This is a genomic window from Novosphingobium subterraneum, from assembly GCF_000807925.1.
Lineage (GTDB): Bacteria > Pseudomonadota > Alphaproteobacteria > Sphingomonadales > Sphingomonadaceae > Novosphingobium > Novosphingobium subterraneum.
Genome location: NZ_JRVC01000009.1, coordinates 65,343 through 87,898, shown reverse-complemented (window position 1 = coordinate 87,898; position 22,556 = coordinate 65,343). Strand labels below are relative to the sequence as shown.

Here is a 22,556-nt window from a genome sequence, read left to right as displayed (position 1 = left end):
ACCATTGCCGGTAGGATCGCGTACGGGCGTCGACCAGTTTCAGGCCGGCGCCTTTCGCAAATCCGCTTACGACCAACCATGACGTGCCGGGCACGGCCAGCAAATCTTCCGGCTTCTGCAGGCCGCAGAGATAGGTAAGCTCTGCATCGGGACTGCATTCGGCGGGCTGACCACGTCCCGGCGCAGAGGCGAGCAGTGCCACAAGTCCCGCGCAGATAAGCCTGTAGAATGGGCGCATCAGTCTCGCGGCCGTGAGGATGCCGGTCGGGTTGGCGCTTTGCCATCCCGCAGCAGGGCAAAGTCGCTAAGATGCGGCCAGGTTACCACCGACAATTTTTCCCCAAGCCAGACGAGTTGCGGCTTTTCCGGCCTGAACGCGGGCCATGAGCCGACCGTGGTGCTGGCAGGAACGCCGGTGCGGGCGAACGAGAGGAGCGCCCCTGCCATCTCATTCTCGAGCGACTCATCGGTGGGCTCCCAGATGCGGGTCTGGCGGAAGAGGTTGAGCGAATCTCGCGTGCGCAGCCAGTAGGGCACGTCGCCGGTGTGGTAGGCCCCGACCGTGGCCGGATCGTGATCGCTGAACCTGGTACCCGGCGCATAGGGCTGGCGTCGGGTGAACAGATAGGCATAGGTGGGTGCTCTTCCATACTTGCGCTGCGCCAGTGCCCAGTCACCCATCTGCAGGCCCACCGAGCCATCGCGCGCGATGTCGGTAGCGGCGCGCGGGCCGCTTGAAGCATATGCCTTCAGGATCGCGTCGGCGCTCGCGGGATAGCGTTCGCGGACGGCGGCAGCGAGGCCGAGGCTGTTGTCCGCAGGTGCGAAGGGGCGAAAGCTCTCGTCGCGGGTGTAGCCGATCAGTATCGGAACGTCGGACTGTTGGCGTGCAGCGAAAACCTCTTCGTTGGAGCCGGTGACGACCTTGCCGTCGCGGACGATAGGACTTCGGGGCGTTGTTGCGGAAATGATGCGGTCACCGGGGAGGCCGCGCATTTCGGTTAGCGAGGCTGCACCAAGTTCCTTTTGCAGGGCAAGGCCCTGCTCTTCCGCCGTGGCCAGCGAGATGGGGCCGAGCATGCCACCGAACGCGCTGCCGCTCATGGCAACGGCCTTTGCAAACAGGCCCTTGGCGAGCGGAGATGCCTGCAGCAGCGAGACTGACATTGCCCCTGCCGATTGGCCGACAATGGTGACATTGGCAGGATCTCCACCGAACCTGGCGATATTGCGCTGAACCCATTGCAGCGCGGCGATTTGGTCCATCAAGCCATAGTTGCCCGAAGTGCCCGCTTCGCCGGTAAGGTCTGGGTGGGCAAGAAAGCCCAGCGCACCGACGCGATAGGCGAGGTTGACCCGGACCACTCCATCGCGCGCCAGTGGTGCGCCCGAATAGTTTGCCATCGAGGCCGAGCCGATGTTGAAACCGCCGCCGTAGATCCACACCACGACGGGGGCCTTGGCGGCATTCTTCGGGGCCCAGATGTTGAGGTAGAGGCAGTCCTCGCTGGTCGCCTCGTTGCCGAAGTAATGGTTCTGGAGCGAACCGCGCAGGGGCTGGAGGCATTCGGGGGCGAAGCGGTCGGCGTGGCGAAGGCCCGACCAGGGCTCCACCGGCTGTGGTGACTTCCAGCGCAGTTCACGCAGGGGCGGCGCGGCAAAGGGCACGCCGAGCCATGCTTCGATTCCGGAGGGGAGGGTGACGCCTTCGATCTGACCGCCGTCGACTTCGATTGGCTCGGCCAGCGCCGACTGTGCGGCGGCGAGGGACAGTGCCGCGATCAGCTTGCGGATCACTTGCGCGGCACCCCCAGCTTGTCGTGGAAGAAATCGAAGGTCGCGTTCATCGCCTTGAGCGAGGTGCGGCGGGTATCGTCGGGCGTCGCTCCCATGAAGCTGTGGTCGATGCCGGGGTAGTAGGTGGCGCTCACAGGAACGCCTGCGGCCTTCAGCGCGGCTTCGAGCTGTTGCGACTGGCCAACGGGCACGACCTTGTCGTCCACGCCGTGGAGCAGGAGAACCGGTGCGTCCTTGACATCGACATAGCTGATCGGGCTGGCGGCGCGGATGCCTTCGGGCGTGCAGGTGCTGTCCTTGCAGCCGAGCAGGCGCTGCTCGGCAGAATCCTTCTGCGTTATGCGCGGCATCGTGGCGAAATCGTGGATGCCATACCAAGCGGCGGTGGCTTGCACGCAGCCATCATTGGTCGAGGCGGGATCGAGCGTGGCGTCGATCTTGCCGTCGGTGCAGGCAAGGCCCGTAAGTGCAGCGAGGTGGCCCCCCGCCGAACCGCCGAACACGCCGACGCGCGACGGATCGATGTGATATTGCGCTGCGTTCTGGCGCAGGAAGCGCAGGGCGGCAAAGATGTCCTTGGCCTGTGCCGGGAAGGTCGCTTCGCCCGACAGGCGATATTCGACGCTGGCGACGGTGAAGCCCTCGGCGGCAAAGGCGGCGAGCATTTTCGGGAAGTTGTCGAAGGCACCTGACTGGCGGGTATGGCCTCCCATCCATCCGCCGCCGTGAATATAGAGCACAAGCGGATGCGGGCCTTTGCCGGCGGGCACATAGATGTCGACGATCTGCGGGCGGTAGCCGGGGTTGACCTGATAGGTCACGTCGCGCCACGCCTTGACCCCGCCGGGAAAGGCGACCGCCACCTGCGGGAACTTGTCGGCCATCGACGGTTCGGGATTGACCGGGACGGAGCGCTCGGCGGGTGTCTTGGCGCTGGTGGGCGCAGCGACCAGGGCAGCGCAGGCGAACGCTGCCAGTGGGGTGAAACGGGCCATCTTGTCCTCTCCTTTGTCTGTCATCGTTGCGCGTTCAGCTGACGCGGTAGAAGCGGATGCGCACCGCGCGCTTGCCACCGGGCAGGCTCACCGGATCGAGCGTGCCGATGAAGCAGCCTTGCGAGAGCCAGTCGTACTTGCCCTGCGGCGCTTCGAAGACGGGGTGGGTACGGACGACTGCCTTGGGGTCCTTGGCGCGGCAACTGACGCCGGTGTTGACGACGTTGATCACGCCACCGTCATCGGTGCGCAGCATGTAATCAGCCTTGATCTGCAGGCAGCCATCGGCGCGCCGCGATTGCCAGTCCCAGCCACCGCCCATTATCGTGCCGCGAATGCCGGGGCCTTCGAAGGTGCCGCCTGTAATGGGCACGATGTTGCGGGTGCCAAGCGAGGTCTGGCCGACAGTCACATCGGCATCGAGCGTGACCGTTTCCTCGAAGGCGAATTCGAGCGCGGGTTCAGCGGCGTGCGCGCTTGTGGCAGTTGCCAGCGCGGCGGTGGCTATCGTGGCGATCAGGCGCATGAGCTTCCTCAATCGAGATATTCGGGTTTGTGTCTGGCTTGCGCGGCAAGGCGGATCGGGGCATTGGCTGCACCGTATCCGGCGTATCCGCGTCGCTCGACCACTTCGAAGAAGACGCGTCGGGCGAAGGCGCGACTGTAGAACTGGAAGTATTCCGCCTCGCCGTCGCAGTCGTAGAGGATGCCGAGCCGAGCCATCCGCTCGATCAGTCCGGGATCCAGTCCCCAGCGCGCTTCGAGATCGTCATAGTAGTTGCGCGGAATTTCGAGGACCGGCAGGCCATCGGCGCGGGCAGCTTCGGCTACGGCGAAGACATCGGACGTGGCAAACGCGATATGCTGCACCCCCGCACCGAAATAGTTCTGCACGAATCGCGAAGTAAGCGACTGGCTGGCGAGCGAGCCGTTGAGCGTGAAACGTACCGAACGATCGGCGTTTTCAACCGCCTGACTCTGCACGAGGCCCATCGGGTCGGCGATCTCGAGCTGGGGCGTCTTTTCAACATCTAGCAGGGCGACGTAGAACAGAAGCCAGCTGAGGAATTCCTCGTACTGCATGGTCTGCGCAATGTGGTCGACGCCGTTCAGCAGTGGCGCGGCTTCGGGTTCGAGCGCGTGAGGGAACTCATGAGCCCACATCGCCTCGCGGCTGGCTGCATCGACGAGGTAGATCAGGCTGCCTCCGACGCCGCGCACGCTCGGGATCGGCCATTCGTCGGGGGCGACTGCCTGCTCGAACCGCGGGACGCGCAGAAAGTCGGCGCGAGAAAGCGCTGCGGGAACGTCCGGCACGGTAAGTCCGAGCGCGCAGACGGCGGCGCCGTGGACCATGTCAAAGCTGTGGGCGAGGCCTTCGGGCTCGCAATTCACGACGATGCTCGCCGCGCCTTGCGTCCAGCGGGTAACGTCCTTGCTGCGATGGCGCGCGGTGGGTCGGAAGCCGAGCGGGCGGAGCATCGCGCCAAGTGCCTCGGCTTCTTCGTGGCTGGCGGCAAATTCGATGAACTCGACGCCCGTGGTGGTGGCCCGCGGCGGCAACGTGGGGGCAGCGGCAGAGGGCTTCGCAATTCCGCCCTCCAGAAGGCGCAGTGAGCGATAGCCATCGAGCGCCACGCCGCTGGCCGAACCTGCGCGGAAGCGGTCGTTGAAGATCTCGAGGCTCCAATACCCGTCGTAGCCGATCTTGCGGATCGCCTGCGCCCAATCATCGAGTGGAAAGTCGCCTTGGCCCGGCATCGAGCGGAAGTGCCGGCTCCACTGCAGAAGGTCCATGTCGAGCACCGGGGCGTCGGCTACTTGCACAATGAACAGCTTGTCGGCGCGGATATCGCCAATGCTGGAGGAGGGGATGCGGCGCGAGAGCGAGTGGAAGCTGTCGAGCACGAGGCCGATGGCCGGGTGATCCACGTCGCGCACGATGCTCCAGGCATCGCGGTGATCGTTGACGTGGCGGCCCCAGGCAAGCGCTTCGTAGCCGATGCGCAGGCCGCGTGCGGCGGCGCGTTCCCCGGCTTCGTGAAGATCGGCGATGGTGTGGGCGCGATCGGCTGAAGCGATGGGTGAGCAGCTTGAGCAGAGCAGGAGCAGATCGGTGCCAAGTTCCTGCATGACGTCGAACTTGCGCTCGAGCCGGTCGAACGCGCGGGTGCGCTGCGGTTCGGGCAATCCGTCGAGATCGCGGAACGGCTGGAACATCGTGCAGGCAAGGCCGAGATCAGCCATCATGCTTGAGATGTCGCGTGCCGAGAGGTGCGTCGAAAGAAGGTCGTTCTCGAAGATCTCGGCCCCGTCGTATCCGGCAGCAGCGATGGCCTGCAGCTTGGCATCGAGCGTACCACTGATCGAAACGGTGGCGATGGACGTCTTGATGGGCACTGCAGGCTCTCCGTCGCCTCGGCTCTTGCGAGGTTGACATCTATAAATGTTAGGGACTAGTTCGTTACATAAATGGAGTGCGGGCGCAAGGGGAGGAATGTGAAGGGAATTTCTGATGCGGTGGCCGGAACGGCGCTTATGGGCGGGGAAAACCTGCGCGCGCGCTGTGTCACGGGCAGACCGCAGCCGAAAATCCCGCTAGCATCGCTGCCAACGGGGCAGGCGCTCGATGGCGAGCGACAGGACCTCGTGCCAGTCGCGGAGACCACCATCTTGCCCGAGAGCGAAATAGCGAAGAAGCCGGAACGCCGGAGTCGCGCGGAAAGCCGCGAGCAGGCGATCAACCAGATCATCGACATCGCCACCAACGAATTTGTCGAGAAGGGCCTGGCCGGGGCGAGGATCGACGAGATCGCGGGCAAGGCGACCAAGCGCAAGATCTACTATTACTTCGAAGGCAAGGACGAGCTTTATCGTGCCGTCCTGCAACGCGCTTATGCTCGCGTCCGCGAGAGCGAGGCCGAAGTCGACATCGAGAGCGGCAGCGCTACCGACGCGCTGCGCCGTCTGATCGAGCATGACGTGCGCTATCACGCGCGCCATCCTGAACTGGTGCGACTGGTGATGAACGAGAACATCCACCGCGCCGAACATCTCAAGCAGATCGAGGGCCTGCCCCAAGGCAACCGCCGGGTCATCGGCATCCTCGAAAGCATCATCGCCCGGGGACAGGCGGAAGGTACTTTCCGCGATGGCATCGACCCGGTGGACCTGCATCTCAATCTGACCGCATTGAGTTTCTACAACGTCTCCAACCAGTTCACCTTCGCGCACAACTTCGGGGTGGACATGACCAGCCCCGAGGCGATCGAGCGACGGGCAGGGCAGGTGGCGGACATCATTCTGGCCTGGGTGACGAAGAAGGACTGACCGGCCGGGCAGCTATTGCTGCTCGTCCATGGATCGGCCGGACGTCTGCCCTTGCGCCAAAAGGAGAGGACGAATGGCACTTCCCGCACCCGATTCCATGGCCGACGGCCCCACGGAGTGGTCGCGCAAGGCCTTGGGCATCGTTGCTCTGTGCTTCGCGATCAACATGGCCGACGGCGTGGACGTGACGATCCTGTCGTTCATTGCTCCGCGACTGCAGGCGGAATGGGGCATTGACGCAGCAACGATGGGCAACCTGTTCAGCGCTGGCCTTCTCGGCATGGCCATCGGCGGCATGTTCATTGCCCCGCTGGCTGATCGGCTTGGGCGGCGCGCGGTTATCCTTGCGGCGCTGTGCCTGATGTCGGTCGGCATGTTCGCCAGCAGTATCGCTCCGAACGAGCCATTCCTGTTCGCGATGCGGGTAATCGTGGGCTCGGGCATCGGAACGGTGCTCGCGGCGATGGCGGCGCTTGCCGCGGAGAGCGCGCCTCCCGCACAGCGCAATCTGGCGGTGGGCGTGGTACAGGCAGGGTATCCCTTCGCGGCGGTGTTCACCGGGCTGATCGTGGCGCATGCGCTTCCGATCCATGGCTGGCAGGCCATGCTGCTGGGCGCTGCGGTGCTGACGGTGGCGCTGTTGCCGGCAGCGTGGCTGGTCCTGCCTCATGTGAAACCTGAGGCGAGCCAGGGGCGCGCCTCGGCGGGCAAGGTAGGCCAGTTGTTTGCTCCGGCCCTGCGCGCACGGACCATCGCCCTGTGGTGTGCCGTGTTCTTCGGACTGATGGTGCTCTACTTCGTCGTCAGCTGGATCCCGAAGCTGTCGATCGCGGCGGGCCTTTCGGAGACCAACGGTATTTACGCTGGCGCGCTCTACAACCTTGGTGCCTTCGTCGGCACGATGGCGATGAGCGTCCTTGCATTGCGCGTGCCGCTGGGAAAGCTGGTTCCCGTGATGCTGACCGGCGCGGGCGTGGCGATGGTGGCTTTCGGATCGATCGCAATGCCGGTGTGGCTGACGCTGGTCGTCGCCTTCGTGATCGGCGTGACCCTGCAGGGGGGATACAATGGCGTCTGGCCGATCGCGGCGGGCGCCTATCCCGGCGAGGTGCGCGCCACCGGCGTGGGTTGGGCCATTGGCGTGGGCCGGGGCGGGGCGGTGATCGGCCCGATGCTGGGCGGCTACCTGATGGCGGCAAACGCACCGTTACCGGCGCTTTTCGGAGCCTACTGCGCGCCCTTGCTCATCTGTGCGGCAGCAGCGTTTCTGGTGGAACGCCACAAAGTGTAACTAACCAGTAACAAGTTATTTGACAGGGACTAGTTCGTCACATAAATGAACCCTCGGTGAAGGGCGGCGAATCCAGCTGCCCCTGGAGGAGGATGACCATGAATTTGAGGGGCACTCGCCTTGCGTTTTCCGCGTCCCTGTTGACCGTAGCTGCCGCGCTCTCTGCGCCCGCGCTCGCTCAGGATGCGGCCCAGAATGGTGCAGAGGACCAAGCTGCTGAAGCGCCGGGCGACACCAAGGAAATCATCGTTACCGGCTCGCTGATCGCGCGACCGAACAACACCGCCGTCAGCACGATCGTCTCGGTGGGCGAGACCGCGCTCAAGGAGACCGGACAGGTCAACCTGCAGGACGCGCTGAACCAGTTTCCGAGCTTCACGACCGCGGGCAACGCCAACACCGGCGGGCAGGGCACGGGTGGCCGCGCATCGGTCAACCTCCACGGCCTTGGCACCAACCGCAATCTTGTGCTGCTTGATGGCAAGCGCCTGCCGCTGTCGGATATCAATGGCAACGTGGACATCAACATCCTGCCTGAATCGATCATGGGTGGTGTCGACATCATCACGGGCGGCGCGTCGGCTATCTACGGTTCCGATGCCATCTCGGGTGTCGTCAACTTCAAGACCCAGCGCGCTTTCGACGGCGTGCGCATGGACGTGCAGAACTCGATCAGCGACCGCGGCGATGCCTACAAGTTCAACGGCTCGCTCGCTTTCGGATCGAGCTTTGCCGAGGATCGTGGTCACGTCATGGCGGCGTTCAGCTATGCTCATCAGGACCAGGTGAACGGCTCGACCCGCGACTTCTTCTTCGACAAGACGCCCTCGTCGTTTATCGGCAACGGCACCTTCGTGCCGAGCGCGACCAATGCTCCTGACGCGGCGGTCGTGTCGGCCGTATTTTCGGGATACGGCATCAGCAATCTGCCCGCCAATTTCCAGCTGCTGAACCTCGGTTTCAACAATGATGGCACGTTGTTCACGCAGACCGGTGCGCGCAACTACAAGGGTCCCAACGGCTCAAACGGCTACCTGATCGTCGGCAACAACGTGCGCATGCCGGTCGGCCAGCAGATCGATTTCGCCAATGGCCTCAAGCGCAAGACTGCCTTCGTCAAGGCCGACTACGACCTTGCGCCGGGCCTCACCGCCTATGGCCAGTTCATGTACGTCGACCTTTCGGTCAAGACTGCGTCAGGCGGCAGCCTCACCCAGTTCGGTTCACTGACCACGATCCCGGTCACCAATCCGTTCATCCCGCAGGACCTTCGCACGATCCTCGCTTCGCGCCCCAACCCTAATGCGCCGTTCACTTGGAATGGCCGCTACGTTGGCGTGCCTTACAAGAACTGGGACGAGAACTACGTCGTCCAGCAGTACATGGCCGGCCTGAAGGGGGACATCACCTCGGGCTGGTCGTTCGATCTCTATGCATCCTACGACCAGTCGGTCCATGACCAGCAGCTCAACGACGCCGTGGTCAAGAGCCGCGTCCAGACCTTGCTGAACGCGGCTGACGGTGGCCGTTCGCTTTGCACCGGCGGCTTCAACATCTTCGGTGATGCCAACGCCCGCTCGCTGTCGCAGGCCTGCGTGGACTACATCACCAAGACCGCATTCTCGAAGGAGAAGCTGTCTCAGACGCAGGCCCAGTTGCAGGTCAACGGCAAGCTGTTCGATCTTGGCGCTGGCCCTGCCCAGATCGCCTTCGTCGCAGGCTATCGCAGGAACAGCTACAACTACATTCCAGACAGCGATCTTCGCGCCCAGAACATCGAATCCGTGATTGCCTCGCAGCCCGCCTCGGGTCGCATCTCCGTGAAGGAATTTGCTGCGCAGGTTGACGTACCGCTGATCGCCGACAAGCCGTTCATCCAGGAATTCGGCATCGGCGGCGCGATCCGCTACTCCGACTATTCGGTCACCGGCGGGGTCACCAGCTACGAAGTCGACGCCCGCTGGAAGCCGGTGGAGCCGCTGCTGTTCCGTGGCAGCTACCAGCGCGCGGTGCGTGCGCCGAACATCGGCGAACTGTTCTCGCCGCAGCAGGGCAACCAGCTGGTGATCGGCACGCCGCCAGGCGCACTGGGCGATCCTTGCGATATCCGCTCGACCGCGCGCACGGGTGCCAACGGTGCCAAGGTTGCAGAACTCTGCGTTGCACAGGGCATTCCGCAGGCTGCAATCTCCAGCTACACCTTCCCGACCACGGCCACCGGCCAGATCGTCTCGGGCAACACCAACCTGACGCCCGAACGCGCCGATACCTACAATTTCGGCTTCGTGCTCAATTCGCCCTTCCAGAGCGGGCTTCTGTCGGACTTAACGCTTTCGGTCGACTACTACAATATCGCGGTCAAGAACGTGATCTCGACCGTGCCCGGCCTGACCGTGCTGTCGAAGTGCTTCAACCTCGATGGCTCGAACCCCAGCTACGACAAGACCAACCTCTATTGCGGCCTGCTCTCGCGCGATAACTCGGGGCAGCTGGTCAACGTCGCCACGCCGTTCCTCAACCTTGGATCGGTCAAGACCGATGGCGTCGAGGCGCAGGTGAACTGGACAGTGCCGTCACCGATCCTGCGTGGAGACAGCGGTCGTCTGTTCGTGAACGCGGCCGTGGGCTGGCTGCACAAGTACAAGCTGCAGCTGATCCCTGGCGCGGCAGAGCTCGACTACACGGGCATCAGCAACGGTGCGGCAGGCGTCAGCAGCCTTCCCCCGCGCGCCACGCCGAAATGGAAGTCGGTCACCAGCTTCGGCTACCGTTCGGACGCCACCACGCTCGGCCTTCGCTGGCGTTACCAGAGCGCGATGAAGGACACGACCTCGGTCCTTACTCCTGCCACCGCCCAGGTTGGCGTGGGTGCCTATGCGCTGTGGGACATGTTCGGCACTGTTCGCGTCAACAAGTCGATCGAGTTTCGCGCCGGCGTGAACAACCTGTTCGATCGCGGCCTGCCCTTCGTGGCGAGCTCGCAGAATGGCACGGACGTTGCGCTCTACGATCCGATCGGTCGCTCGTTCTATCTTGGCGCACGCGTAAACTTCTGATCCACCCTATGTCCCGGCATCCCCGTGGTGCCGGGACGCTTTTCGAAGGCACAAATGATCCTATCCGGCCTTCTTGGACGTTCGATCCTCGCCTCGCGCTCGCCCGAGTTGCACGAGAAGGAAGCGCAGGCGCAGGGTATCGCCTTGCGTTACGACCTTTATGATTTTTCCGCGCGAGGCTGGGCCGACAGTGATCTTCCACTGGTCCTGAAGCGCCTGCTGGACCAGGGCTACAGCGGCTTCAACGTGACCTATCCGTTCAAGCAGGCCGTGGTATCGCTGCTTGATGAACTCGACGAGACCGCGCTTTCCGTGGGCGCAGTCAACACCGTATCCATCCGCGATGGCAAGCTGTGCGGCTTCAATACCGACATGGCCGGCTTCCGGGACTCCATTGCCGAAGGATTGCCGGGCGTCGCCTTGAACAATGTGGTCCAGCTCGGTGCAGGAGGGGCGGGGGCTGCCGTCGCCAATGCCCTGCTCTCGCTGGGGGTCGGCACGCTGCAACTGGTCGATGTGGACGAGAACCGCGCAAGGCTCCTGGCAGACGATCTTGCTGCGCGTTTCACCAATGCCCGGATCATCGCCCTTGCTCCCGATGCGGTCGAGATGGCGGTTGCTGACGGTATCGTCAACGCCACGCCGATCGGCATGAACGGCAAACCCGGTATGCCGATTGCCGAAGATGCCGTCGAAGCGCGGCACTGGGTCGCCGATATCATCTACTTCCCGCCCGAAACGGAACTGCTTTGCCTTGCCAGGCAGCGGGGGTGTCGCACGATCAATGGTATCGGCATGGTCATCGGACAGGCGGCCCGCGCATTCGAAATCATCACTGGCCGCGTTGCAGACAGAAGCAGAATGGCGTCCAGCCTCGTATAGTCCGAAAGCAGCAGCGGGCCGAGTGTCGCGCGCGAGCGCGGGTGAGGCAGGCCGATTGACTGCTTATCTAAAGCCGGACAGTCGGTGGGCAGCAATGAGGCACTCCACGGCCATCAATGGCAACCAGGGCGGCGTGTCCCTGTCCAGCGCTGCACGACCCAGCTGTGAAATATCATCCAGCCTTGCTGCATCGGGTAAAAGCCGGAGCCCGGCGCCGATCGCGTCCAGATCGAAGATCGTCGACTGTCCATCGACAGAGGCGCGCAGCAGATCAAGCGACAGCAGCAGTTTCTCTTTCAGCTCTGCGTAGCCCATGAAGCGCTCGTCGAATAATCCGACCTTGACCTGCGCCGAACGGACTTCGTCGGGCAGGATGCCCTCCATGGCGGTGCGGAAGGGTTGGCGACTGTACCCGTCGTGCACGAAGTGATGCAGCGGCAAAGACAACATGAAGTCCACGACCGTTCGATCAAGCATCGGAAAGGTTACCGCCAGTCCATGGCGGGCAGCCATTATCGAGAAGTAGGTGCAACGCGATGGGATATGATGATCCGCAAAGGCCGTGACTCGCTCCCTTGGCGTATTCGCCTGGAGAATCGGCTGCATGCTTCTGTCGAGGATTTCGCTCCTGAATGCGGGTTTCACGAAGCGGAGAATGCCTGAAGCTGCATCCATCGGTGAACGGGATGGTCCGCGACGCGTCATCGGAAGCTTGGCAAGCAGGGGTTTCAGAAGGCGAGCGCGGATCGTGGCTTTCAGCGATTTGCCATCGGTCCTGGCGCGCGACCGGAGTTCCCGGGCGAGAGTTCGCATATCCCCCTTCAGGAACAGGGCAGCGTAAAGGTTGGCGCCGTTGTAGGTCGCTCCTTCGTCGCCACCGACGCCGCTGAGGACCCGATCTGCGCCGGCTTTGGCCGCCAGCGCCATCATCTGATCGTCATGCCCGCCGATCACACCGCCCGGCCAGTCCGTATCCTCCGGCTGGCCGGGCATATGCAGGCAATCGTGGACCACGTGGTGTTCAACGTCCGGATATTGCTTCAGGAGAGCTTCGATCAAGGGGCGCTCATCGAGCTGCGCTGGGCCGATCGGCTTGAGTGTTGTCATGCTTAGCGCGATGACGCCCGCGCCGCGCCCGCGCGCGGCCTTGGCTGCCAGCGCCGTTATCGCCGAACTGTCGAGCCCTCCGCTGAGGTGGCAGGCGACGGGCTTGTCCGTTGGCAGACGCCGCCGAACGGCTTCGTCGAGCAGCGTTTTCAGCTTTCGGGCGGCAGCGTCCCGGGTTCCTGTCCATTTGCCGACGGCGCTTTCGTCCGGGCGGTATGCCCGATGAATCTGCGGAGCTTGGTCCTCGACACTGAACCGCAGGCTATGACCGGCAGGGAGATAGGCGATTTCGGCAAAGCCACTGTCGCTGCCCCGAAAGAATGACTGGCGCAGTCTGATTGCATGGGCAGGCTGGTCCGGAATCGCGGATGCCACACCGGCTTTGTGAAGACCTTTCGGCAGGCTGGCGAACGCGAACCAGCGTCCCGCGCGCAGAGTCCAGGCCAAGGGCCTTGCCCCGATGAAATCGCGGGCCAGCCAGAGGACGTTTTGCTTCTGCTCCCACATCGCCACGGCGAAGTCGCCATTGATGCGATCGGGAAAGTCCGCGCCATGCGTGGCAAGGCTAGTCAGAAAGATCTGCTCCGGACAATCCGAGAAGACATCCAGTCGCACATCTGCTGCTACGATCCACGCCTCCTTCTCGACCGGACGCGCGCCTTCATGCGAGAAATCCAGGATGGCCATGCTCAGGCGACCATGTGTCTGGCGGCTGACGGCGGGGGACAGCCCCTCGGGAATCATCGCCTCAATCATGCCGTCGAGCATTTGCTCTGGCGGGCAGGCATCATCCAGGCGCACAATACCGCAGATCAGTTTCACGCCGTTACACCACTTCCAGCATCCCGCGCTCCCTCAGTTCGCGGAGAAATGCTATCACCTGATCCCGGCAATCGGCAGCCGGCACATCATACTCGGCCTCAAGCGTTGCAACGATATCGTCTTCGTCGATAGGCTGTGCGAGGAGTTCCCAGATCCGCGAGGCCACCTCGTTCAATTCGTGGTAGCGCCCAGCCTGCACATTGAGCAGCAAGGTGGAGTTCTCCTGAGCCGAGCCCAACATGCCCCACGCGCGCTGAACCAATTTTCCCATCTGTAACTCCCTTGGAATGTACGGCCGATCAGACGTGCGGCCTGCGATCAGACATGGTGCACCTGGGAATAGCCCCACTGTTCCATGACCGGCCCAAATGCGTCTTCGATCTTGCGGATCTGACCAGGGGTCAGCGCCTGACGCCATTCCCCGGCCTTGCCCGACCGGAAAAAGCGCTCCTGCTGCGGCAGGCTTTCGCGAAAGCCGTGCGTTGCCTCCTGGCGCTGCAGTTCTCTGAGAGACGAATGGTCGATCGCTCGATCCACTTCCGCAGAACTGGCGGTGCCATTCAACCACCCGATGATTCTGGTAAATTCGGCTTTGGTGTCCTGCCGCAGATCCTCATATCGCACGACCTTAACCGGAATTTCCTCTTGCGTGGTCCAGCCCGTCACATGCGAAGCCCAGTCCCCCAAGGCGTAGCGCAACTGCATCGGTCCGTCGGAGTGGGCCGTCGTATCGAGCATCTGTGCAATGGCTGCATCGATCGAAATGCCGGCGTGATGCGAAAGCGAGATCGCGACATCGCGGGGATCGCGGACAAGGTATAGGCCGCGGCTTCCTGGCAGTCCGGTTACTTCGGTATCAAACCTGTCGTGGGTCTTGCAGATGAAAGGTGTCTCAAGACGCCTTGCGACGAACGCGCCTTGCATCGCGCGAAGTTTCGCCAGCTCTGCCGAATAGAGGCTGTCCGGTTCCACCAGAAGCTCGTCGCAGAACCGCCAGCGGCTTATCAGCAGTTCTTCCTCGGACAGCCGGTTGATGTTGCAAGGTTGTTCGCTGCCAGTCAGCAAGTTGGCAAACAGGACGCGCATCCAGGTGTTGCCGGACTTGGGATAGGATGCGAGCCAGATCAGTCCGGCCGGTAGGGTCGCCACGGTCGCTACGCCACGCTCGGACTTTGCCAGTGCTTCATCAATGCTGCAGTCGTCTCGTCCAGACGCTCCAGGTCGCGAGGCCTGCTCAGGTGATAGACTCCGATCCCGGCTGCAAGCGCGCCGATGCGGCCAGCCAGCCCGCTCTGGTTGGCATAGGAAAGTGCGATCTGACGCCGGTATGATTGCCGCAGGAGAGCTTGAGCCGCATTCAGGGGTGTCATCCGGGTTATGGCAGGAGCCTGTGCCGGATCGGAAGCTGTCAACATGTAGATTGCCGCGATCGGCACGGCTCCGCCTTGGTCCGCCGTCGTCGGCGGAGCAACGTGAAACTTCTCGACGAGGTGTCGTACGCGAGGGCCTGTCGAGCTCCCCAGCGCCAGGTGTTCAATGCTGTCAGCGTACAGGCGGAGCGCCCGTCCATCGCGCTCCACCATCGCCGGCCCTTGGTCTGGCTGGATGATGGCACACATGTCATCGGACAGAAAATCGCATCCGGCGCGGCATAAAGCCGCCGAAAGAGTGGATTTGCCGGCGCCGCTCGGCCCGCAGAAGAGGTAGGCGCGACCTTCGTGAACCACCGACGAGGCATGAAGCAACAACCCACCGCGCTGGTACAGAATGGCCGAGAGTCCCGTCCCGGTCGCGAATATCAGTACGTCCTCGACTGGCATGTCCGGCGCTGGGCAAATGCTGATGCGGTTACCGTCCGTAGCCATGAAGCGGCCGGTATCCGGCAGGTTCAGCAGGAAGCTGTTCCGGTTGATTTCCCAGTTGGCGCCGCTGTGCAGGATGTCTTCAAGGTGTTCGGGGACATCCTCGACATGCATTGTCACATCCGCCTCGGCTACCTCGACGGCCCCCGTATCCGCTCGCATCGGCAAAGCGATCATGGATCGGACATTCAGTCCTGACATTCGATAGGTATACGGTGGGGGACCAACAGGCTCGATCATGCTGAACTATCGCCGACAAGCAGACATATGCAAGTCGCAATGCAGATTAAAAATCCAAAACAATCATTGATCTAATCACATTATTTCTGCACTGCTATACGTTGCGTGAAAGAGCTTGGAGGTCTCCTTATGCCTAACCAAAAGTTAACGATCGAAACTGGTGAAGAAGTTCAGGCCCCCGCTCGCAAGGCTTGGCAGTCACCGCGCATCGAAGATGCAGACATCAGCGCACTGACCGCGGGCGGCGGCACTTCGGGCATCGAAGGTTCGCCGTTCCTCAAGACAGGTTCCTGAAGTCGAGCCATCACCGATGGGGCGTGTGCGCTGGGTATCCTCAGCACCCGGAAAGACACGTCCCTACAGAGTCCTCAAGGGATGAGTGTCTGGCGAAGCCTCCCTTTTGACGGGCTTGGCTGGGGACGTTGCGCCGATCGTGACGTCGGTCGATGTCGCCAGTGGGCGTCGGCCAGGTGGTACGGCAGGTTTCCGGTTGTTCTGCGTCCCGTTCTGTTCTGCGCAAATCGCATTGCCTGGCCCATTGCGGCTTTGGTTCGGGCAGCACGCTTTGCGCGTTTGCGAAGGCTGGAACTTCGCGCATTCCTTTCGCTTTACCGGGATTGCCTTCTCACAGGCGCCGACCCTGTCGACGCTTTCGTGTGGCGGCGGCTGTATCGTCGCGCTCCCCTCATGTCGGCACGCTCCGCAGCGTTGCTGGTGCAGGAGCTTGGCTCTCCCGACGGACAGGCGCTTCTTTCAGACAAGCAGGCGCTGGCCGAGCGCCTGAAAGCGGCCGGCGTGTGTGTGCCGGGCACGCACACGGTACGTAATCCGCTGTGCATCGAAGAACTGGCGCGCGTCATCGGGCCGACCGGGCTGGTCCTCAAACCCCGTTATGGTTCTGGCGGTCGCAACGTATCGGCGATCACCCGAAGCGGCGATCGTTGGCAGATCGATGGCCTCGATGTCGATGCAGGCAGGTTGAGTGAACACCTGACGCAATTGAGCGCAGGGCACGAGTTGATTGTGCAGGACCGGCTGGTGTCCGCTGATGGCCTCGCCGATCTGTCATGGCGCGGCCGCGCGCCAGTCCTGCGTCTGGCAACGTCGCGCATTCCCGCTGGCCCGCCGCAGTTGGACTCTGCCTTGCTGATACTGCCTCGCCCCGGGTTCAAGCCTCGGAACTTCCTGAACGGCCAGATTTACGCTCCGATCGATCCGGACACCGGCATTGCCAAAGGCGGAGTCGTGCTCGAAAGCCCCGACACGATGCTGGATTTCCGGGAGGTGGATGGACCTCGCATCTCCGGGAGGAGGGTCCCGTTCTTTGCCGAAGCGGTTCGGAACGCGCTTCTCGCGATGTCGACTGTTCCTGCCGTTCCCGCGATTCATTGGGATATCGTCCTGACACCGATGGGACCAGTATTTCTGGAAGGCAATGGCAACGGGAACTGGATCATCGCAAATCTGGCCGGTCGATATGGGGCGCAGGTCAGGCCGCTCGCTGCAACGCTCGATCGATGGCTGGAAACGGCGGCGCCAGTACGCCGCCGATCTGCTCTCGCAATACTGCGGGATAAATGGGAAAGGACAGGCAAGCCTGTCCGCGCATCAGGCCTGGTGCTCGAAGCCGTTCTTTGTCTTGCCCTTGCCCGCCTGATCTTGATGGTCATGCCGTTTCGCAAGGTGGCGGAACACCTCGGCGACCTTGTGGCACCGGACGACCCTCGCGCCATCGCGGCAGCTTCTGTGGCACCCTCGGCGAATGCAGACACCGCAGCCCGGATCGGGCGAACGCTTGAAACCGTTGCCCGATGGGTGCCGTTCCGGGCGGTCTGCCTTCAGCAGGCACTGGCGGGCCACGCCATGCTCCGTCGCCGGCATATTCCGTCGGTCCTGCATCTGGGCTCAGGCCGGGACACGGACCGGAAGTTCATGGCTCATGCCTGGCTCGAGGCGGCGGGCCTCCCCGTGACGGGCTACCCTCCAGCGCCTCAGATCCGTGAAATCGGATGCTTCATTCCGGCAACGGCCTGTCGATAGCAAGTCTGCGTATGCTGCCAGTCTCCTTGGCGGCGGCAGCCGCCGTCAGGCCGCCACTGCCGCGTCGCTTGCCAGCTTGTCGACCCGCTCGTTCTCGGGGTGGCCGTCGTGGCCCTTGACCCAGACCCATTCGACCTTGTGCGGACGCACGGCTTCCACCAGCGCGCGCCACAGGTCTTCGTTCTTGACCGGCTTGTTGTCGGCCGTCTTCCAGCCCTTCTTCTGCCAGCCGAACACCCACTTGGTGATGCCGTCGAGCACGTATTTGCTGTCGGTATGGAGTGTCACCCGGCACGGCTGCTTCAAGGCCTGCAGCGCCATGATCGCGCCCATCAGCTCCATGCGGTTGTTGGTCGTCTCCTTTTCAGAGCCGGCCATTTCCTTCTCGTGCTCGCCCATGCGCAGCAGCGCACCCCAGCCACCCTTGCCGGGATTGCCCTTGCACGCGCCGTCGGTGAAGATCTCGACGTGCTTCACGCGAATACCCCCGGGTTCGCCGCATAGAACTGCAAGCGCCGGGCGAATGCCATCGGGTCCTTGCGCACCACCAGCGCGTCGGCGGGTGTATTGAGCCAGTCGTAGGCGCGGCTCGAAGTGAAGCGCATTGCCGCCCCTTGCGCCAGCAGGGGCAGGGCAGCCCGCTCCTTCGCCGACAGTGGCCGTACCGCCTCATACCCATCGAGCAGTGCTGCCGAGAGCTCGGTGCTGAAGTTCCGGCCCGTCGCGTCGAAGCACCACGCCGCATGCGTCACCGCGACGTCGTAGGCCATCAGGTCGTTGCAGGCGAAATAGAAGTCGATCAGCCCGGTAACCTTGTCGCCCAGCATCAGCACGTTGTCGGGAAACAGGTCGGCGTGGATGACCGCACACGGCAGGTCCTGCGGCCAGCCTGCAGCGATCTTCGGCATGTGCTCGGCAACCAGCCCGGCCAGTTCGGGATCGATCGCGGCCAGCCCTTCGGGTCCGCAGGCATCAAACAGCCGCTGCCATTCGGCGAGGCCCATCCCGTTCGCACGCGTGCCGACAAAGTCCGCCGACGCCTGATGCATCTGCGCCAGCGCAGCACCTACCGCTCGGGCCTGTCCCACCGTCGGTTCGCTCACCGAAACGCCGGGGAGGAATTCAATCAGCGCCAGCGCCTTTTCGCCCCGCCTGCGGAACAGCGCCCCCTCGCGATCGTGGATGGTGCGCGGCACCGGGCAGCCCTTTGCAGCCAGGTGATCGAGCAGCGAGAGGAAGTAGGGCAGGTCCTCCAGCTCGATGCGGAACTCGTACATCGTCAGGATGAAGCGCGCACCGCTGCCATCCCGGCCCGTCGTTTCCAGCAACCAGTTGGAGTTCGAGACGCCCTCGGCGATGCCCTTGGCCGAGACCAGTGCGCCCACGTCGAATTCGTTGACAAGCGCGGCCATCTCTTCCGCGCCGATCTGGGTATAGACCGCCATGTTGCTTGCGCCTTAGTCGAGCAGCTGGCGCGGCAGCTTGAAAACCATCTTTTCCTCGGCGGTGGTCACCGTCTCTTCCGAGATGGGGCGCAGCTCTCCGATCTTCGCCACCACTTCCCGCACCAGCACTTCGGGCGCGGAGGCCCCCGCGGTGAGCCCCAGCGTGTTCACGCCTTCTAGCCATTCGGGATCGATCTCGTTCGCGCGCTGGATCAGGCGCGAACGCGTGCCCATGCGCTCGGCCACCTCGACCAGACGCAGCGAATTGGAGCTGTTCGGCGCACCGATTACCAGCAGCAGGTCGCATTCCCCGGCAATGGCCTTGACCGCTTCCTGCCGGTTCGAAGTGGCATAGCAGATATCTTCGGCCTTTGGCCCGGCGATCTGCGGGAACTTCGCACGCAGCGCCGCCACGATTTCGGCAGTATCGTCCACCGAAAGGGTCGTCTGCGTCAGGAACGCAAGCGGCGCGTCGGCCGGGAATGACAGCTTGGCGACGTCATCCACGGTCTCGACCAGCGAGATCGAACCTTCGGGGACCTGGCCCATCGTGCCGATCACTTCGGGATGACCCTTGTGGCCGACGAACAGGATGTGGCGCCCGGCCTCGACCTGGCGCTCGGCTTGGCGGTGGACCTTGGACACGAGTGGGCAAGTGGCATCGAGCCAGTCGAGCCCGCGCGCGGTCGCATCCTGCGGCACGACCTTGGGCACGCCATGCGCCGAGAACACCACCGGCGCGCCATCCGGGACCTGATCCAGTTCCTCCACGAAGATCGCGCCTTTGGCCTTCAGGCCGTCCACGACGAAGCGGTTATGCACGATCTCGTGCCGGACATAGACCGGCGCGCCATAGCGCTGCAGCGCGCGTTCGACGATCTCTATCGCCCGGTCGACCCCGGCGCAGAAGCCGCGCGGAGCAGCAATGAGAAGGCGTAATGGAGCCGTTTCGGCAGCGACGTCTGGCAAGCTGGCGTTCATCCTGCGGCCCTTAGCAGCAAGCGCGGCGTACCGCCATTGCCGAAAGCGGCTGCGGTGGGTAGAGGTGGCCGAAATGTTGGCCGGAGTTCGGTTTCCGGTCGATCAGACGCTGCAAGTATCGAGGATCGAGTGCCCATGAACGCAAGTGCCCGCCGTATCGCAATTCTGGGCGCCCCGCTCGTGGCAGCCCTCGCGCTTTCGGCCTGCGGCGGCAAGAAGGGCGAGCTTGTCGTTGATGACGCGGTGGGCGTCACGGCGCTGCGCGATCCGTGTCCGCGCGTGGGCATCCCTGATTACACCGGCGACGTCACCGTTTTCAGCGATCCGTCTCGCACCGATTCGGCGGCGATCGATATCGAGGCGACGATCACCAACCTGCGCGCACAGTGCACCGACGGTTCGAAGCTGCACTCTGTCGCCAGCTTCGACGTGCTGGCCCGCCGGTCGAGCAAGGTCGGCGCACGCCGCGTCGAACTGCCCTATTTCTCCACTGTCGTGCGCGGCGGTAACATCGTCGTGGCCAAGCGCGTGGGCAAGGTCGTGATCGATTTCGCCGACGGGCAGGATCGCGCCACGGGTCGGGCGCAGGCCGGAGCCGATGTGGACAAGGCCGAGGCATCGCTTCCGGAAGACATCGTCAAGCGCATCTCGCGCAAGCGGCGCGCGGGCGACGAAGACGCAGCAGTCGATCCGCTTTCGCAGCCCGATGTCAAGGCAGCTCTCTCCAAGGCCAACTTCGAACTGCTCGTCGGCTTCCAGCTGACCGACGCGCAGCTCCAGTACAACGTCCGCAAGTAAGTCTCCAACTCTCGGGGGCAGAGGGGCAACTCACCTGCAACTCTCGCAGGCAGAGCGGCAACTCGCCGGAGTGAAGGGCAGGTAGATCGATGCCCTTTCGCTTTGTCCGTGATTGGGCTAACCGCCCGCCCATGACTGACGCCCGGATCAACCTCCACGCCGACTTCGCCTCGGTAATCGACACCGCGCTGACTGCGCTCGAAGCCGCAGGAACCCTCCCTGCTGGTCTGAACCGAGGCGCGGTGACGTGCGAGCCGCCGCGCGATCCTTCGCATGGGGATCTGGCGACCAACGCGGCGATGGTGCTGGCCAAGCCCGCGGGCACCAATCCGCGCGCGCTGGCGACTGCGCTGGTGGCCGAACTTGAAAAGGAGCCGCGCGTCGTTTCGGCCGAGATTGCCGGGCCCGGCTTCATCAACCTGCGGCTGACCGACGATGCCTGGCGCGGTGAACTCGCGCTGATCGCGTCGGCAGGCGCGAATTATGGTCGGTCGGCCATGGGCGGCGGCAAGATCGTCAACGTCGAGTACGTCTCGGCCAATCCGACCGGGCCGATGCACATGGGCCACTGCCGTGGCGCGGTGGTCGGCGATGCGCTGGCGGACCTGCTCGTGTTCAGCGGGCACAAGGTCATCAAGGAATACTACGTCAACGATGCAGGGGCACAAGTCGATGTCCTCGCCCGCTCGGTGCACATGCGCTACCGCGAGGCGCTGGGCGAAAGCATCGAAATCCCCGAAGGCCTCTACCCCGGCGACTATCTTGTTCCCGTGGGCAAGGCGCTCGCGGACGAGTTCGGCGACAAGTACGTCGGTGCGCCCGAAGCTGACTGGCTGATCCTCTTCCGCACCCGCGCCGTTGCCGCGATGATGGACATGATCCGCGCCGATCTTGCCACGCTCGGCATTCACCATGACCTTTTCTCATCCGAAGCGGAGCTTCAGGCTTCGGGCAAGGTGGACGCGGCCGAACAGTGGCTGCGCGCCCACGATCTTGTCTATGATGGCCTGCTCGAAGCGCCCAAGGGCAAGACGCCGGAAGACTGGGAGCCGGTTGAGCTGCCGCTGTTCCGTTCGACAAAGTTCGGCGACGATCAGGATCGTCCGATCAAGAAGTCGAACGGCGCCTGGACCTACTTCGGCGCAGACCTCGCCTACCACTTCCAGAAGGCGCAGTCGGCTGATGCCCTCGTGGATATCTGGGGCGCTGACCATGCTGGCACCGTCAAGCGGATCAAGGCCGCGGTTGCCGCGCTGACCAGCGCGGAGGGTGGTGAGCCCAAGCCGTTCGAGGTCAAGCTGGTGCAGATGGTGCAGTTGATGAAGGGCGGCCAGCCCTTCAAGATGTCCAAGCGTTCCGGCAACTTCGTCACGCTGGCCGATGTCGTCGAGATGGTCGGCAAGGACGTGGTGCGTTTCACCATGCTCACCCGCAAGCCCGACGCGCAGATGGACTTCGATTTCGACAAGGTGGTCGAAGCCAGCAAGGACAACCCGGTGTTCTACGTGCAGTACGCCCACGCGCGCATCTGCAGGAACATTCGCAAGGGCGCCGACGAAGGCTTTGCCCCGTCAAGGGAAAATCTCTCGCTGCTGGGCGAGGAGGAGCTGGCACTGGTCAAGCTCGCTGCGCAATTCCCGCGCACGGTCGAAGCCGCTGCCGTGGCGCGTGAGCCGCACCGCATCGCCTTCTTCCTCCACGATCTCGCCTCGGCGTTCCACTCGTACTACAATCTCGGCAACGACCGGCCCGAGAAGCGCTTCATTGTGGCACAAGACTCCGCAATGACTGCAGCCCGCCTTTTCCTCGCCCAACAAATCGGGCAGGTAATTCGTAACGGTCTTGCGCTATTGGGCGTTGAGGCAGCGCAAGAACTTTGACGTCAATCGGGGCAGGGCACTCATGAACGG

General features: G+C 63.4%; 19 protein-coding genes. 8 read left to right on the top strand and 11 right to left on the bottom strand.

Going from position 1 to position 22,556, the window contains the following annotated elements; translation table 11 throughout:
* Positions 1–237: 237 nt before the first annotated feature.
* Genes NJ75_RS10560 through NJ75_RS10545 form a run of 4 tightly spaced genes read right to left on the bottom strand, consistent with a single transcriptional unit; the run spans position 238 to position 5,192 of the window.
* On the bottom strand, positions 238–1,797 hold the full coding sequence (locus NJ75_RS10560; protein WP_039334217.1) for a carboxylesterase/lipase family protein: 1,560 nt from the start codon (positions 1,795–1,797) through the stop codon (positions 238–240).
* On the bottom strand, positions 1,794–2,792 hold the full coding sequence (locus NJ75_RS10555; protein ID WP_039334421.1) for an alpha/beta hydrolase: 999 nt from the start codon (positions 2,790–2,792) through the stop codon (positions 1,794–1,796). Before NJ75_RS10555 ends, NJ75_RS10560 begins: the two co-directional genes overlap by 4 nt.
* Before the next feature lie 34 nt (positions 2,793–2,826).
* Complete coding sequence (locus tag NJ75_RS10550) at positions 2,827–3,330, bottom strand: DUF3237 domain-containing protein (protein ID WP_236727124.1); 504 nt, start codon at positions 3,328–3,330, stop codon at positions 2,827–2,829.
* Positions 3,327–5,192, bottom strand: coding sequence for a bifunctional sugar phosphate isomerase/epimerase/4-hydroxyphenylpyruvate dioxygenase family protein (locus NJ75_RS10545; protein WP_407668263.1), 1,866 nt, complete (start codon positions 5,190–5,192; stop codon positions 3,327–3,329). The genes NJ75_RS10550 and NJ75_RS10545 overlap by 4 nt, the downstream gene beginning before the upstream one ends.
* 99 nt (positions 5,193–5,291) lie before the next feature.
* On the opposite strand from NJ75_RS10545, the gene NJ75_RS10540 reads away from it, so the two are divergent.
* The 4 genes from NJ75_RS10540 to NJ75_RS10525 all read left to right on the top strand — a co-directional run bounded on the left by NJ75_RS10540 (position 5,292) and on the right by NJ75_RS10525 (position 11,351).
* Positions 5,292–6,122, top strand: a complete 831-nt coding sequence (locus tag NJ75_RS10540; protein WP_236727123.1) for a TetR/AcrR family transcriptional regulator — start codon at positions 5,292–5,294, stop codon at positions 6,120–6,122.
* Positions 6,123–6,195: 73 nt separating this feature from the next.
* Complete coding sequence (locus NJ75_RS10535) at positions 6,196–7,413, top strand: MFS transporter (protein WP_039334216.1); 1,218 nt, start codon at positions 6,196–6,198, stop codon at positions 7,411–7,413.
* A 140-nt stretch (positions 7,414–7,553) separates the two neighbouring features.
* Complete coding sequence (locus tag NJ75_RS10530) at positions 7,554–10,469, top strand: TonB-dependent receptor domain-containing protein (RefSeq protein WP_236727122.1); 2,916 nt, start codon at positions 7,554–7,556, stop codon at positions 10,467–10,469.
* A gap of 54 nt (positions 10,470–10,523) precedes the next feature.
* Positions 10,524–11,351, top strand: coding sequence for a shikimate dehydrogenase (locus NJ75_RS10525; RefSeq protein ID WP_039334214.1), 828 nt, complete (start codon positions 10,524–10,526; stop codon positions 11,349–11,351).
* Between the two features lie 63 nt (positions 11,352–11,414).
* Here the strand turns inward: NJ75_RS10525 and NJ75_RS10520 are convergent, their stop codons facing one another.
* From NJ75_RS10520 to NJ75_RS10505, 4 genes are read right to left on the bottom strand one after another with little or no spacing between them, the layout of a single operon-like run.
* Entirely contained in the window at positions 11,415–13,280 is a 1,866-nt protein-coding gene (locus NJ75_RS10520) for an asparagine synthase-related protein (RefSeq protein ID WP_156135763.1), read from the bottom strand.
* 4 nt (positions 13,281–13,284) lie between these two features.
* Positions 13,285–13,551 (bottom strand): PqqD family peptide modification chaperone, encoded by a 267-nt coding sequence (locus NJ75_RS24730; RefSeq protein WP_039334211.1) that lies wholly within the window; start codon positions 13,549–13,551, stop codon positions 13,285–13,287.
* Positions 13,552–13,598: 47 nt separating this feature from the next.
* Positions 13,599–14,429, bottom strand: coding sequence for a sulfotransferase domain-containing protein (locus tag NJ75_RS10510; RefSeq protein ID WP_052242338.1), 831 nt, complete (start codon positions 14,427–14,429; stop codon positions 13,599–13,601).
* A gap of 5 nt (positions 14,430–14,434) precedes the next feature.
* On the bottom strand, positions 14,435–15,382 hold the full coding sequence (locus NJ75_RS10505) for a hypothetical protein (protein ID WP_156135762.1): 948 nt from the start codon (positions 15,380–15,382) through the stop codon (positions 14,435–14,437).
* Between the two features lie 129 nt (positions 15,383–15,511).
* Here NJ75_RS10505 and NJ75_RS24330 point away from each other — a divergent pair, with 129 nt between their 5' ends.
* Together NJ75_RS24330 and NJ75_RS23310 are read left to right on the top strand one after the other, a co-directional pair.
* On the top strand, positions 15,512–15,676 hold the full coding sequence (locus NJ75_RS24330; RefSeq protein ID WP_156135761.1) for a hypothetical protein: 165 nt from the start codon (positions 15,512–15,514) through the stop codon (positions 15,674–15,676).
* 393 nt (positions 15,677–16,069) lie between these two features.
* Entirely contained in the window at positions 16,070–17,422 is a 1,353-nt protein-coding gene (locus NJ75_RS23310) for a lasso peptide biosynthesis B2 protein (RefSeq protein ID WP_052242336.1), read from the top strand.
* A gap of 45 nt (positions 17,423–17,467) precedes the next feature.
* Here NJ75_RS23310 and rnhA read toward each other — a convergent pair whose 3' ends face one another.
* The 3 genes from rnhA to ispH are packed head-to-tail and all read right to left on the bottom strand — an operon-like array spanning position 17,468 to position 19,848.
* The gene (rnhA, locus tag NJ75_RS10495) at positions 17,468–17,899 is read right to left on the bottom strand and encodes a ribonuclease HI (RefSeq protein ID WP_039334207.1); all 432 of its coding nucleotides are present in this window, start codon (positions 17,897–17,899) and stop codon (positions 17,468–17,470) included.
* Positions 17,896–18,867: a homoserine kinase gene (gene thrB / locus NJ75_RS10490; protein WP_039334205.1), complete on the bottom strand. Its 972-nt coding sequence runs from the start codon at positions 18,865–18,867 to the stop codon at positions 17,896–17,898. The genes rnhA and thrB overlap by 4 nt, the downstream gene beginning before the upstream one ends.
* A 12-nt stretch (positions 18,868–18,879) precedes the next feature.
* Positions 18,880–19,848, bottom strand: a complete 969-nt coding sequence (gene ispH, locus NJ75_RS10485) for a 4-hydroxy-3-methylbut-2-enyl diphosphate reductase (RefSeq protein WP_039334202.1) — start codon at positions 19,846–19,848, stop codon at positions 18,880–18,882.
* Between the two features lie 135 nt (positions 19,849–19,983).
* Here ispH and NJ75_RS10480 point away from each other — a divergent pair, with 135 nt between their 5' ends.
* Positions 19,984–20,646 carry a hypothetical protein gene (locus NJ75_RS10480; protein WP_039334200.1) on the top strand — a complete coding sequence of 221 codons (663 nt, stop codon included), beginning with the start codon at positions 19,984–19,986 and terminating at the stop codon, positions 20,644–20,646.
* Positions 20,647–20,777: 131 nt separating this feature from the next.
* A complete protein-coding gene (gene argS / locus NJ75_RS10475) occupies positions 20,778–22,526 on the top strand; it encodes an arginine--tRNA ligase (protein ID WP_039334199.1) in 1,749 nt (582 codons plus the stop codon).
* Positions 22,527–22,556: the final 30 nt, after the last annotated feature.